Source organism: Amycolatopsis dendrobii, from assembly GCF_014145675.1.
Classification (GTDB): domain Bacteria; phylum Actinomycetota; class Actinomycetes; order Mycobacteriales; family Pseudonocardiaceae; genus Amycolatopsis; species Amycolatopsis dendrobii.
This window is the reverse complement of sequence record NZ_JACGZW010000007.1, coordinates 123,318-135,740: the sequence shown is the minus strand read 5'-3', so window position 1 is coordinate 135,740 and position 12,423 is coordinate 123,318. Positions and strand designations below refer to the sequence as shown.

Annotated in this window: 9 protein-coding genes and 1 pseudogene; 2 read left to right on the top strand and 8 right to left on the bottom strand. The window is 68.9% G+C overall.

The window, feature by feature from the left end; genetic code table 11:
- Positions 1-67: 67 nt before the first annotated feature.
- The 5 genes from H4281_RS46810 to H4281_RS21320 form a co-directional block, all read right to left on the bottom strand.
- Positions 68-1,456, bottom strand: coding sequence for an LCP family protein (locus H4281_RS46810; protein WP_182893018.1), 1,389 nt, complete (start codon positions 1,454-1,456; stop codon positions 68-70).
- A gap of 2,060 nt (positions 1,457-3,516) precedes the next feature.
- Positions 3,517-3,765, bottom strand: coding sequence for a hypothetical protein (locus H4281_RS21335; protein WP_182892709.1), 249 nt, complete (start codon positions 3,763-3,765; stop codon positions 3,517-3,519).
- A gap of 979 nt (positions 3,766-4,744) precedes the next feature.
- On the bottom strand, positions 4,745-5,404 hold the full coding sequence (locus H4281_RS21330; protein ID WP_182892708.1) for a GGDEF domain-containing protein: 660 nt from the start codon (positions 5,402-5,404) through the stop codon (positions 4,745-4,747).
- Between the two features lie 115 nt (positions 5,405-5,519).
- Complete coding sequence (gene idi, locus H4281_RS21325) at positions 5,520-6,083, bottom strand: isopentenyl-diphosphate Delta-isomerase (protein WP_182892707.1); 564 nt, start codon at positions 6,081-6,083, stop codon at positions 5,520-5,522.
- Between the two features lie 148 nt (positions 6,084-6,231).
- Positions 6,232-7,065, bottom strand: coding sequence for an alpha/beta fold hydrolase (locus tag H4281_RS21320; protein ID WP_182892706.1), 834 nt, complete (start codon positions 7,063-7,065; stop codon positions 6,232-6,234).
- 165 nt (positions 7,066-7,230) lie between these two features.
- Here H4281_RS21320 and H4281_RS21315 point away from each other — a divergent pair, with 165 nt between their 5' ends.
- Complete coding sequence (locus H4281_RS21315) at positions 7,231-7,650, top strand: Hsp20/alpha crystallin family protein (RefSeq protein WP_134727607.1); 420 nt, start codon at positions 7,231-7,233, stop codon at positions 7,648-7,650.
- A 173-nt stretch (positions 7,651-7,823) separates the two neighbouring features.
- On the opposite strand, the pseudogene H4281_RS21310 reads toward H4281_RS21315, so the two are convergent.
- From H4281_RS21310 to dusB, 3 genes and pseudogenes are all read right to left on the bottom strand, one after another.
- Positions 7,824-8,072 (bottom strand): annotated as a pseudogene (locus H4281_RS21310) (DUF2306 domain-containing protein); the annotation flags it as partial.
- Between the two features lie 34 nt (positions 8,073-8,106).
- Positions 8,107-8,307, bottom strand: coding sequence for a hypothetical protein (locus tag H4281_RS21305; protein WP_182892704.1), 201 nt, complete (start codon positions 8,305-8,307; stop codon positions 8,107-8,109).
- A 254-nt stretch (positions 8,308-8,561) separates the two neighbouring features.
- Positions 8,562-9,734, bottom strand: coding sequence for a tRNA dihydrouridine synthase DusB (gene dusB / locus H4281_RS21300; RefSeq protein ID WP_182892703.1), 1,173 nt, complete (start codon positions 9,732-9,734; stop codon positions 8,562-8,564).
- 94 nt (positions 9,735-9,828) lie between these two features.
- Here dusB and H4281_RS21295 point away from each other — a divergent pair, with 94 nt between their 5' ends.
- Positions 9,829-12,399, top strand: a complete 2,571-nt coding sequence (locus H4281_RS21295; RefSeq protein WP_246412168.1) for a DUF2339 domain-containing protein — start codon at positions 9,829-9,831, stop codon at positions 12,397-12,399.
- Positions 12,400-12,423: the final 24 nt, after the last annotated feature.

The window sequence follows — 12,423 nt, the reverse complement described above, 5'->3', positions numbered from 1 at the left end:
TGGACTGGCCGAATACCGCATCGCTGGGTGAACCGCATATGAACCCCGCCTAACGAATCCGAAGTGCTCAGCCGGTGTTGGTGTTTTTGCCCGAGCCCGCGTTCGCGGGCGGCGGCGCATTGGCCGCGGTTTCGGCGGGCTGGCTGCCCGGCAGCGGAGTGTTGTCGCGCAACGCGTCGAAGAGGCTCTTGGTCTTTTCCTGGATCAGGACTTCGTTGCCGCGCTTGTTCGGCAGGCCGACGGTGGGCACGGTGAGGAAGTTGATGTTGGCCGGATCGAGCCCGCGCATCGATTGCGCGAGCGTCATCATCTGCTGCACCCCGAGGTTGTCGCCGAACGTGGCGTGCGCGAACGCGGTGATGAAGCCGGACAGTCTTCCTGGGTCCAGCACGACATCCGAGGACATGACCTTTTTGAGCAGCGCTCCGATGAATCCCTGCTGCCGCTTGATCCGGCCGTAGTCGGAGGTCTTGTCGCCGATGACATGGCGGGCGCGCACGTAACTCAGCGCCTGGTCGCCGGAAATGGTCACGTCGCCGGTTTCGGTCAGCACCTTGCCGAGCGTGGTGTCGATGATCGGCTTCTCGTTGTGCACGGTCACCCCGTGCACCGCGTCGACCATTTCCTTGAACCCGTTGAAATCGATGCCGACGAAGTGGTTGATCCGCAGCCCGGTGATTTTCTGGATCACCTTCGTCATGCATTGCGGACCGCCGACCGCGTAGGCCGTGTTGAGCTTGGCGATCTTCTGCTCGCGCACGACCTCGTCGGTGGTCTGGGATTTCGCCGGATCCCACCGGTTGCAATCCGGCCGGTCGATCTCAAGGTCGCGCGGGAACGAAACGACCACGACCCGCTTCCGGTCCGCGGGAACGTGCGCCACCATCACCGTGTCCGACCGCGCGCCCGGAATATTGGACGCGTCCCCGACATTCTCCTCGGCGGAAGCACCGTCGCGTGAATCGGAGCCGACCATGAGGAAGTTCTCGTCGTTGGCCTGCGCGTCGGCGTTCTGGATGTCCGAGGAGTTTTCGTCCAGCGCGGACACCTGGGCGAATTTGGCGTCAAACCAGGTAACCGCACCCCACGCGACGCCCGTGCCGACAAAAATAAGCACGACAACGACGATCAGCGCGATCCGCCCGATCCGGACGTTGCGCGCGGTATGCCGCTGTTTCTTCTCCTGAAGCCGAGTCTGCTCCGGCTTCTCGGCGGGTTGCTCTTCTTCCTCTTCCTTGTCGAGCAATACGACCCGCTGCAACGCAGTCCGAGTCTGCTCGAACAAAGCCATCGACCGGGTAGTGAGCCGCTCCCGCCGCTCCCGGCGCTTCGCTTCCTCGGCAGCCGCGTCATCATGCGCGGCCGAGAACCGAGCGAGACTGTGATCGATCTTGCGACGGTACTGAGTCGCCTCGTCGATCGCCTCCATCTCGTCGGTCATCGTGAGCGGATCCATCTCCGCCCGAACCGCCGCGGCCGGCCTGGCCGGGGTGCGCCGAGGCCGCTTGCCATTCGGCCCCTCGACGGCCTGGCTCAGCTGAGTGCGCTCCGGATCGGAGGCGGGCTTCGCCGCCGGACTGAACTGCGTCTGCTCGGCGTCCTCGGCAGTGCCGAGCCCGATCCCCTTGACCGGGGTGAACTGCGTCCGATCCGCTGCGAGGGGCTGCTTTCCGTCTAGAACCGGGCTGAGCTGGGTCCGTTCGCCCTCGACTTCCGGACCGCCCCGCGGCCGGGCGTTCGGCGCGGGTCTGCGGCGGGGACGTCCGTCCTTGGGCGCGGAGGCGCGCTGTGGGCGTTCGCCGTCCAGGTCAGCGTCGAGCGCGGGGCTGAGCTGGGTTCGTTCGGGGTCTTGGGCCGCGTTTCGGCCGCCCTCGAGCTGAGGACCTGCGCTCCGGCCGCCGTCCAGCACCGGGCTGAGCTGGGTCTGCTCAAGCCCCTGAGCCGCACCCGGCCCACCGCGCTCGACTCCGTCCGGCGCGCCGACTCGCCCACGCCGCGGCGACGGAGCCTGCCCGTTGCGCCCTTGACCAGCCTGCTTGCCCCGCAACCGATCCGGCTCGAGCGCCGGGCTCAGCTGCGTCCGCTCAAGCTCGTCCTCAGATTCCGCTCCGCCAGGCGTTCCGTCGAGATCACCGGGGCGTCGCCCGGCCGGTCCAGGGCCTGCCGGACGACGACGAGGCGCGTTCGGCCCCGGCACTCGGTGCCCGCCGGAGTCCTGCCCGGCCGCGCGCTGCCCGTCAGGCTCGATCGGCAGCCCGGCCGACTCGGCCCCGGCCATCGGCTGTCCGACGGCCTCGGGCGCAGCCGCCCGTCGCCTCGCCGGACCGGGCATTCGCGGCCCGCCTGTTTCCGGCCCAGCAACCCGTTGTCCGACCGATTCCGGCCCAGGCACCCGGTGCCCGCCAGAGTCTTGTCCGGGCTTCCGCCGCCCAGCGAAGTCAGCTCCCGGCGCTCGCTGCCCATCGGGTTCGAGCCCTCCCGGCATCGGCGGCGCCGCCGAATCCGCAGCGGGCCCGGGGCCGCCAGGCATCCGCGGCGCTTGCTCGACGGACCTCCGCTGCCCCGCCGAACCGGGCCCGGCCAGCGCCTGCCCAGCGGAATCCGGTCCAGCCATCCGCGGCCCGTCCAGCTCCGGCCCAGGCAACCCGCCTGCGTCCGGCCCGGACACTCGCGGCCCGTCCACTTCCGAACCGGGCATTCGCTGCCCAGGAGCGTTCTCCGCACCGTGCGGACGCCGCGGCCCGGGCGGCTCCGGCGAAACCGGGGCCCCGCCACCTTGCCGAGGCCGAGGCGGAAGACCATCCGCCCGCCGGCGCCGCGGTCGCATCCCCGACTCCGGAGAACCAAGCTCGGCGCTCCCCGGCTGTGCACTGTCGTCCACCGCCCCAGGCCCGGACTGCCGACTCTGCGGCCCCGACCCAGCGGCTTCACCAGGACCAGGCCGAACCTGCCCGCCCGGCCCCACCGAAGAAGCGTCAGGACCGTCGAACTGCCCGCCGGGCCCCAGCACACGAGCCCCACTCGGCTCCCCGCGACGGCCAGCCCTCTCGGCCTGTCCGCCGGGGACCGCTTCGCCGGGCCGCTCGCTCAAACCGCTGCGACGTCCAGGCCCGCTCGGATACTCGCCAAGCTCAGAATCCGGCGCGGCATGCCTGGTCCCGCCGCGAACGTCGGCAGACGGAGCCCGCCGGCCACCTGGCATCGCGGAGCCAGTCTCGCCAAGCCCTTCACCCGACTCGTCCTGGTAGGCCCCAGTCTTCCGAGTCCGCGCGTCTCGGGCGACAGCATCCGGTTCGCCGACGCCGTCCGGCACCGCTCCGCCAAGAAGCGCACGCCCACCCACTCGCGCGGGCCCGGAACCATTGCCGTTCTCGACGTCCGAGCTGCCATCCCGCCGATTCCGACGTCCGCCTGAAGGACCACCGCGCCGGTCTTCGATCCTGTTGGCCGAAGTCCCCAGCGCAGGTACATCGTCAGCTGGCCTGCTGACTCCGTTGCTGAACTCGGAACCGTCGGCTACCTCCCGGCTGTGCCGATTGCCGACACCGCCGAGGCCATTGACCGGCCCACTTCCGCCAGCTGGCCCGGCATCGTCTGCTGCCGGGTCACCGTGTCGGCTGCCGCGCCCGTTCGCTCGCCTGCCGGCCGGATCAGTGTCGTTTCCAGCAGCCCCGCCGTGTCGACCGTCGACTTCGCCGACGTGCCCGTTCGTCCGCCCACCAGCTGATCCGGCGTCTTCCGCAGGCTCGCCGTGCCGTCCGTCAAGATCCGAGCTGTCTCCCGGCGTGGCGTACCGGCTGCCGACTCCGTTGACATGCCCGTTCGCCCGCCCAGCAGTTGATGCGGCGTCTTCCGCGGGGTCAATGTGCCGCCCGCCGATTCCGTTGACGTGCCCGTTCGCGCGTCCGTCGGCTGGGGCGTCTTCCACAGGCTGGGTGTGCCGCTTGGCCCGCCTGCCGGTCGAGCCGGTGTCTCCTCCGGCCGCCTCGGGGTGGCGGTTGCCGACCCCGTTCGCTCGTCCACCGGCTGGCGCAGCGTCGCCTTCCGCAGGCTCGCCGTGCCGCCCGCCAACCCCGTTTACCTGTCCATTTGCCAGCTCGCCCAGATCCGAGCTGGCTCCAGCGTGCCGACTGCCGGCCCCGTTGGCGTGCCCATTCGCCCGCCGTCGACCCGGCTCGGCAGGCAACCCAGCGCGACCGTTCGCCCCCGGGAAACCGGCGTCCGGTTCCGCTCGCCGTCGTCCTGGCTCGGGTCGCTCGGCATCCGCTCGGCGACGACCAGCCTCAGCCCGGCGGGTGCCCGGTTGCGCGAGCCGGCTCACCGGTTCCGCATGGCGGGTTCCGGGATCGTCGGAGAAGGCGGGGCGTTCGCCGGTGTGCCGCGCGACCACGTCGGACACGCTGATGCCGCCGTGAGTGTCCATCGAACGGCGGCGTCCGCCGCGGGGGCGAGCCGTGGTGTCGGAATGGCGACCGGTGCCGGGGGTGTTGCGCTCGTCGGGCACTCGGTCTCCTCTCGCACGTCAGGCGCCAGGCTGGGGCGGCTTACCTTTGAACACCCGACGGCTTCGCCGGGTCTCCCAGGACTCGTCGTACCGGGGGAGCTTTTCGTTATCGTACGGATACCCGCCGTTCGTGACGACACCCTCCCGCGAATTTCTTCACCATGCGTCGCCCTAAGGCGCACTGAAGCGGACGAACAGGTGAAGATCGGGTTCAGTGAATGGAGTAATCGCAGAGGTGCGTTACTCAGAGTGCGTAATTACCTGAGCGGTCTCGCGGTCATGGAAAGCGACCTTGTTGCGCCCCGCCCGCTTCGCGGCGTAAAGGAGATTGTCGGCTCGGTGGAGCTGGCGCGGTCCGGATTCGGTGCCGTGCGCGAGGCCGACGCTGATCGTAACCCGCAGGCCCGCCTGGAGTTCTGACCAGGGATGACGGGCAACTCGAAGGCGGGCGGCGTCGGCGACCCGGATGGCGCCCCGGTGATCGATTCCCGGCAGGACGAGAGCGAATTCCTCGCCGCCGTAGCGTGCGCAGAACGCATCGGCGGGCAGTCCCTCTTGCAGGAGATCAGCGACCCGGCAGAGAACGCGGTCGCCGAGAAGGTGACCGTACGTATCGTTCACGGACTTGAACCGGTCGAGGTCGACCAGTGCGACGGCCACCGCGGCGGGCAGTTCAGGCAGCCGCTGGTCGAGGTACCGGCGGTTGTAGCTGGAGGTGAGCGGATCGCGCAGGCTGCCCGCTCGCGCGATGTCGAGCGCGGAGCGCAGGTGCCGGTAGGCCCGCCGCCAGTCGCCGCGCGTCGCGAACAGGTCCGCGATGGACTCGTGCAACGTGAGCAAGTCTGGTGCGGTATCCCCCGTTCCGAGCTCGTCGTCCGTCGCCACTCTGACCTCCGCCACTCCATCGTTTTCGTCGTAAAGGAGCGGTGGCTTGAGTGATCGGTACGTACGAAGGTGAATTTCGCTCAAGTGGACGACGGACTTCCGCTGTTGTCACTCAGCGGAGTTCTTCGCCTCAGAGCGCGGAGAAGGGCTTTTTGTCCTTGAGCTGCGCGAATTGATCACGCGCCCAGTAACTCGCGTCAGTCGCCGGATCTGTGATCCACTGTGTGTAATCGGCCCAGGAAATCCATCGCCAGCCGCCCACTTCTTCGGGATTCGGCCGCGGGTCGACCTCCGTCCAGGCGGCGAACACCGGACAGAACTCGTTCTCCACGATCCCCTGGAAGGGCGGCGTGCGGTAGCGGTACGTGGGCAGCACGCACTCGAGGTCGTCGAGTTCGGGCAACCCGAGCTCGTATGAAGCCCGCCGGCGCACTGCGGTCTCCAGTGCTTCGGCGGGAGCCGGGTGACCGCACACGCTGTTGGTCCACACCCCAGGCCACACCTTCTTGTGCAGCGCGCGCTGGGTGATCAGCAGGGCGTTGTCCGAACGGCGCAGGACGTAGCAGGAGAACGCGAGGTGCAGTCGCGTCTCCGCGTGATGACTGGCGAGCTTCGGCCCGGTCTCCCCGGTCGGCACGCCGTCCTCGGTCACGAAGACGACGCGTTCGGTTTCGGCTTCAGTGCTGGTGTCCACTCCGGATACTGAACACCACGCACCAACCGGCCGATACCGCGAGCCGGGTGGCCGTTTCGCCCGATTCGAGTGTCAGACCTTCACACACCGCTCGAATCCCCAGTCCGCCGGACACCCAACCGAACGATGGCGCAGGCCAGCCCCGGTGTCACCGGCTGCCGAGATGCTCGACGATCAACGAGGTCAATGCCTCCGGCGCTTCCTCCGCTACCCAGTGCGACACCTCCTCCAGCATCTCGAACCGATACGGCCCGGTGCACCAATTCGCCGTGTCGAGCGCGGCGGTGGAACCGAAGGCGACGTCCTCTGTGGACCACACGTACATCGCGGGCACCGAGACCTTGCCGATCTTCCCGCCTGGACGGCCGGCTCGGTACCAGTTCAGCGCGGCGGTGAGCGCGCCCGGTTCGGACAGTCGCTGCACGTACTCGTCGATCTTGCTCGGCGGGATGCGCCGGTCGAAGATGTCGCGCAGCGCCTTGGCGTTGTCGGCCAGCATGCGACGCTCGGTCGCGGGGGTCTGGCGCCATTCCGTCATGTACGCCGACCGCAGGTGCTGGTCTTCGTCAGTCCGCATCGCCTCGGCGAGCGCGCCCGGGTGCGGAGTGGACACCACGGTGACGCTGCGCAGGCGCTCCGGGTGCTCGTCCGCCGTCCACCAAGCGACCGCGCCGCCCCAGTCGTGGCCGACCAGGTCGAACTTGCTCCAGCCGAGAGCGTCGGCGATGGCCACGACATCGGACACCAGTGTCGCGATGCCGTATTCGGCCGGGCGCTCGGGCCGCACGTCCGGCGAATAACCGCGCTGATCCGGCGCGACCGCGCGGTAGCCGAGCACACCGAGCGTCGCCACCTGGTGCTCCCACTCCACGGCGGCCTGGGGAAAGCCGTGCAGCAGCAGTACCGGGCGGCCGTCTTCAGGTCCGGCGGCGATGGCGTCGAAGGATCCCGCGTCGGTCGGGATGGTCAGCTGGTCGATCACGAGACGCACTCTACGGACTGGTGCCGACAGTTTTGGCCGGTATCGCGCCTGCGCTGTGATGTGAGCTACAAGGGAACAAATAAGTTGAGTCGTGCGTTGGCAACTTTGCAAGGCTTGGTCAGCGCCCCAGCGGCTGGCCGCAGTTGTCCGAAAGGGGATTCGACAATGCTGATCCGCACCGACCCGTTCGCCCAGTTCGACCGTCTGACCCAGCAGTTCTTCGGCGGTCAGGGCACCGCGCCGCGCTCCGTTCCGATGGACGCCTACCGCGCCGGCGACGAGTACGTCATCCAGTTCGACCTCCCGGGGATCGCCCGCGACTCCATTGACGTGAGCGTCGAGCGCAACGTGCTCACCGTCCGCGCCGAGCGCACGCCTGTCGCGGTCGAGGACGCGCAGGTCCAGGTGTCCGAGCGGCCGCGTGGCAAGTTCTCGCGCCAGCTGTTCCTCGGTGACACGCTCGACACCACGCGCATCGCCGCGGACTACGTCGACGGCGTGCTGACGCTGCGCATTCCGGTCGCCGAGAAGGCCCAGCCGCGCAAGATCACCGTCGGTGGCGCGCCGCAGGAGATCGACGCCTGAGGTCGCTGTACCCAAGTTGTCCCCAGGTTGTCCACAGTGGGTTGTGGATAACCTGGGGACAGTTGCTATCTGCGCAGGTGAACCCGGCTAGGCTTGCAACCGCCTGCGCACCAGAGGAGCGATCGTCCGGTTGAGGATCAAGTCTTCCGCGACGAGCGCACCGTCATCGAGCCCTAAGCGCTCGTCGGGCAGATGTCGGCGAAGCCCAGCGCGTAGTTGCGGATCATCCGGATGCGGTGGAGTTTGACCCGGCCCGGCCGGATGGAGGGGTAGCTGCGGTAGAGCGTGTAAAGCCACGCGACGGACAGCAGGCAGAAGGTGGTTTGCGCCGAGATGCCGTCGACTGAGAACGTCGCCGCCGCGACCGCGGCGAAGATCATGCTCACCACGTAGATCCGGCCGAGCACGCGGTGCAGTTTTGGCTGTCTGGCGCAATCTCGTCGCGAACGGGAACGGTCAGATCGGCAGCACCAGGCGCGCGGGCGCGGCGCGCAGCACGATCGTCAGGTAGGGCGAGGGGGTCGCCGGGTTGAGCGGGATCCGGCTCAGCGTCGGGCCGCCGGTCAGGTAAGTCGCGGCGGAGAACAGCTCGACGCCGATGGCGGACACCGCGACCGCGGCCCAGGCGACGGCTACTGTGGGAACGGCGAAAGTCATCACGAAACCCCTGCTCAGACTGGCTTTGTGCAGGGAGCGTCTCGGGATGGCCGCGTCGGTGAGAATTGCGTACATCGGTGGTATGCGATGCGGTTGCCGCGGCTGGGAGTTCGTGGTCGCCTGTTGAGCTTCGCTGGTGCGCGCGGCGAGGTTTCCCTCGGACCACTGCCGTGTCTGCTGTTGCCGCCGACTGACCTGGTCGCGCTGGTCCCCACGTGGTCAGGGCGCGTTCGATTGCCCTGACCAGGTCGCGATCAGCCGCCGGAGTGCATGTCTTCGGCCTCGGGGACGCAATCGTCGTCCGGGTCGTCCAGCCAGCCGTGCGGGAGCGTCACCTTGCCCGGCGAGCCCTGCCGCCCGCGCGGTCCGGTCGCCGCGCTCGGGAACGGAGCGTCGTGGTCCAGCTGCGCGATCAGGTCGTCGAGCTGGTTCAGACTCGTCACCATCGCGAAGCCGCGCCGCAGCTCGGAGCCGACCGGGAAGCCCATCAGGTACCAGGCCATGTGCTTGCGGATGTCGCGCATGGCCTTGTCCGGGCCGTCGTGCTCGATCAGCAGCTCCGTGTGCCGCCGCAGGACACGCGCGACTTCGCCGAGGTTCGGTCCCTCCGGAATCTCGCGACCTTGGAAGGCGGCTTCCAACTCGCCGAACAGCCACGGCCGACCGAGGCAGCCGCGCCCGACGACCACACCGTCGCAGCCGGTCTCGGCGACCATGCGGAGTGCGTCGTCCGCGCTGAAGATGTCGCCGTTGCCCAGCACCGGGATGCTGGTGACCGCCTCTTTCAGTGCTGCGATCTTCGACCAGTCGGCCTGACCGGAGTAGCGCTGAGCGGCCGTGCGCGCGTGCAAGCTGACGGCAGCCGCGCCCTCGGCTTCGGCGATGCGCCCGGCGTCGAGGAACGTCTGGTGGTCGTCGTCGATGCCGACGCGGAACTTCACGGTGAACGGAACGCCGCCCTCAGCCGCCGCCTTCGCCGACTCGCGCACGATGTCCGCGAACAGCCGCCGCTTGAACGGCAGCGCCGCACCGCCGCCCTTGCGCGTCACCTTCGCGACCGGACAGCCGAAGTTGCTGTCCACGTGGTCGGCGAGCCCCTCGCCGACGATGATCCGGACCGCCTCGGCCATCGTCTTCGGGTCGACCCCGTAAAGCTGCATGGACCTCGGCTTTTCGTGCTCGCCGAAGGTCATCATGTGCATCGTGCCGGGATGCCGCTCGACGACCGCGCGGGCGGTGATCATCTCGCACACGTAGATGCCGGCACCGTACTCCTGGCAGAGCTGCCGGAACGCCACGTTGGTGATCCCCGCCATCGGCGCGAGCACGACGGGAGGATCGACCTGGTAGGGGCCGATCTTCAACGTGGGCGCGCTCAAGGTGGCAGTCACTCTTCCATTGTCGCCCGTGACGTACGGCACACGCATCCGGGCAGGTCGGCGGTCGCGAGACCATCTCGTGTCCAGCCTTGAGTAGTGCTACGGATCCGATCATCGTGCCGTTTCACCCACGCTGTCCGGTATGACCACGGAAGCTGCAACGCTCCACCGCCTGGCCGGCGAACTGGACGACCTCGGCCGCCGCCTGAACCACGTCGGCGCGGAACTTCGCGCAGTGCGCCCCCAGACTGAGTCGGCCACCGACCAGCCCGACGAGCCATCCGTCCTGGACACGGCCGCGGGCTCCCGGCCGACGCCGGGCCACCCGGGCGGCCACGCCGAGCCGGCAGCGTCGACCGGGGAGGCGTCGCAGGCGGATTACCCGCTTGGCGGCACTCAGCCCGTCGGCTCCGGCTACCCGGCCGCGCCAGGCTTCGGCTCCGACGACTCGGCTGCGCAGGGGCCTGCCGACAAGGCAGTCCCTTCCGTCGCGCCGGAACAGGCTGCCGCCCTGCCAGATCAGACTGCCGCTGAGCTGGACCAAGTCGCCCCTGCGCCGGATCGGACCGCCGCTGGCCCGAACCAGGCTGCTGTGCCGGGCGGGACCGACGCGCCGGACAAGACGACCGCGTCGGGCAAGACCGCGGCGCTGGGCGAGCCGTCCGCGTCGGGCAAGACCGCGGCGCTGGGCGAGCCGTCCGCGTCGGGCAAGACCGCGGCGCTGGGCGAGCCGTCCGCGTCAGGTCGCCCTGCCGAGCCGGGCACAGCTGCCGAACCGGGCGATGCCGTCGCACCGGGCCACCCCGCCGGACCTGGCCAGCCTCCTGCACCTGGCCACAGCTATCCGACTGCTCCTGGTCACTCGCCCGCCCAGGGCTACCAAGCTGCGCAGGGCACGGGTCCGTACCTGTACCCGGCCTACTCAGCCGCGCATGGGGCAGCCTTCCACCCCCACCCGGGCTACTACGCGTACAACCCTTACGCAGCAACGTATTCCGCCCAACCCATGGCTGGCGCGACCCACCCGTCGACGCCACAAACCGGGACTGGGCAACCCGCCTCTGGCGATGTTGCAGCCGGACAGTCCGCCGCCCAACCGAGCCACGGGCAGCCGACCGCCGACCAGTCCGCTCAAGGTCACCCGCAGGCAACCTTCCAACAGTCACCGTATGGCCAGCCGCCATACGGTCAGCCGCCTTACGCTCCGCCGCTTTACACCCCGCCTCCGACGCTGCGGGAGCGACTCGGCCGTGAAGGTGCCGGTTCGCGGCTGCTGGCGTGGGTCGGCGGCGCGGTGACGTTGCTCGGGGTCGTCCTGTTGCTGATCCTGGCCATCCAGCGCGGCTGGCTCGGACCGTTGCCGCGGGTCGCGGTCGGTGCTGCGTTCGGCGGGATCCTGGTCGGCGCGGGTGCTTGGCTGCACCGCAAGCCGGCGGCGCGCACGGGAGCATTCGCCCTTGTCGCCACTGGGATCGCGACGCTCTACCTTGACACTGTCGCTGCCACCTCCTTGTTCGATTTCTTGCCGGTTCCCGCCGGGCTCGCGGTCGGCTTGGCGATCGCGGTGGGCGGACTTGTGCTTGCGGTCAAATGGGATTCCCCTCTCCTGGCGACTGCCGTGGTGGGAGGATGCGGAGTGTGTGCGCCCCTGATCACTTGGGGCTTCACCGATGAACTCGTGACGTTCCTTCTCATGATCCAGATCGCGACCGTCCCTGTCCAGCTTCGACGGTCGTGGTGGCCCCTTTCGTTTACTGCGGCCATTCCTCCCTTGACAGCGGCGATGATCGGTATCGGGCTGCGCACGTTGCCGGTGTGGGCAGTGCTCGCCGCTGGTGTGGCCAGCGCGGCGGCAGCGCTGATCTCGTTGCGGCGCAATGACAATGAGCCCTACTCGCTGTCCGTCCTGGCTGTTTCCCCGCTGCCGATCCTGGTTGCCGCGCTGGTTCTGCACAGGCCGGAATCGGTGCTTCTCGCGGGCGGAACGGCGGCCGTGCTCATCGCGACCTGGATCCTCGTTCGAGGGAATTCCGGTACTGTCGCGGGAATCGCTGGTCTCGTCGCCGCGATGCAGGCGACCGTCACGCAGTTCGATGGCGGGGCTGTCTTGCTTGGCGAAGCAGTAGTGCTCGCGTTCGCGGCGAAGTTCGCTCGAAACCGTTTCGCGCTAGGCGGTTCTCTCGTCTTCGCCGTGATCGGTGGACTGTTCGCGCTCGGGTCGGAGGTGACCCCGGCGCTGCTGGTGCTCCCGCATTGGCATCCGCGAGACCTTCTCCTGACCGCGCTGGCCTCGGCCGCGCTTCTCCTCGCTGCGGCGATTGCGTTGCCGTGGGCGGCAATTCGGCTCGATGTGGTGAAGTCGGCCAGTCTTGCGCCTTGGCTGCCTGCGGGATTGTGCGCGCTCTACGGCGCTGCTGGGCTGGTGCTCGCCGCGTCCATGCTCGTAGCCCCTGGTCGCGTCGGATTCCTGGTTGGCCACACGCTCGTCACGGTTTCCTGGACCGTGGTGGCGTTCGTTCTTCTTCTGCGGGGGATCGAGGTGGTCGCGTTGCGGATCGCCGGGCTGGTATTGGTGGCCGCTGCTGTCGCGAAGCTCGTGTTGTTCGACCTTGCCGCACTGGACGGGTTGGCTCGCGTGGGCGCGTTCCTCGGCGCTGGGGTGATCCTGCTTGTGGCGGGTGCCCGGTACGCGAAGGTTGTCGCGTCGCGCTGAGCTTGCGGGAAGTCCCCCGATCCG

Bases quoted from the DNA above. Each gene is read 5' to 3' on its own strand.
- H4281_RS46810 (WP_182893018.1), bottom strand. From the start codon at position 1,456: ATGGATCCGCTCACGATGACCGACGAGATGGAGGCGATCGACGAGGCG.
- H4281_RS21305 (WP_182892704.1), bottom strand. From the start codon at position 8,307: ATGACTTTCGCCGTTCCCACAGTAGCCGTCGCCTGGGCCGCGGTCGCG.
- H4281_RS21295 (WP_246412168.1), top strand. From the start codon at position 9,829: ATGACCACGGAAGCTGCAACGCTCCACCGCCTGGCCGGCGAACTGGAC.
- dusB (WP_182892703.1), bottom strand. From the start codon at position 9,734: ATGCGTGTGCCGTACGTCACGGGCGACAATGGAAGAGTGACTGCCACC.
- H4281_RS21315 (WP_134727607.1), top strand. From the start codon at position 7,231: ATGCTGATCCGCACCGACCCGTTCGCCCAGTTCGACCGTCTGACCCAG.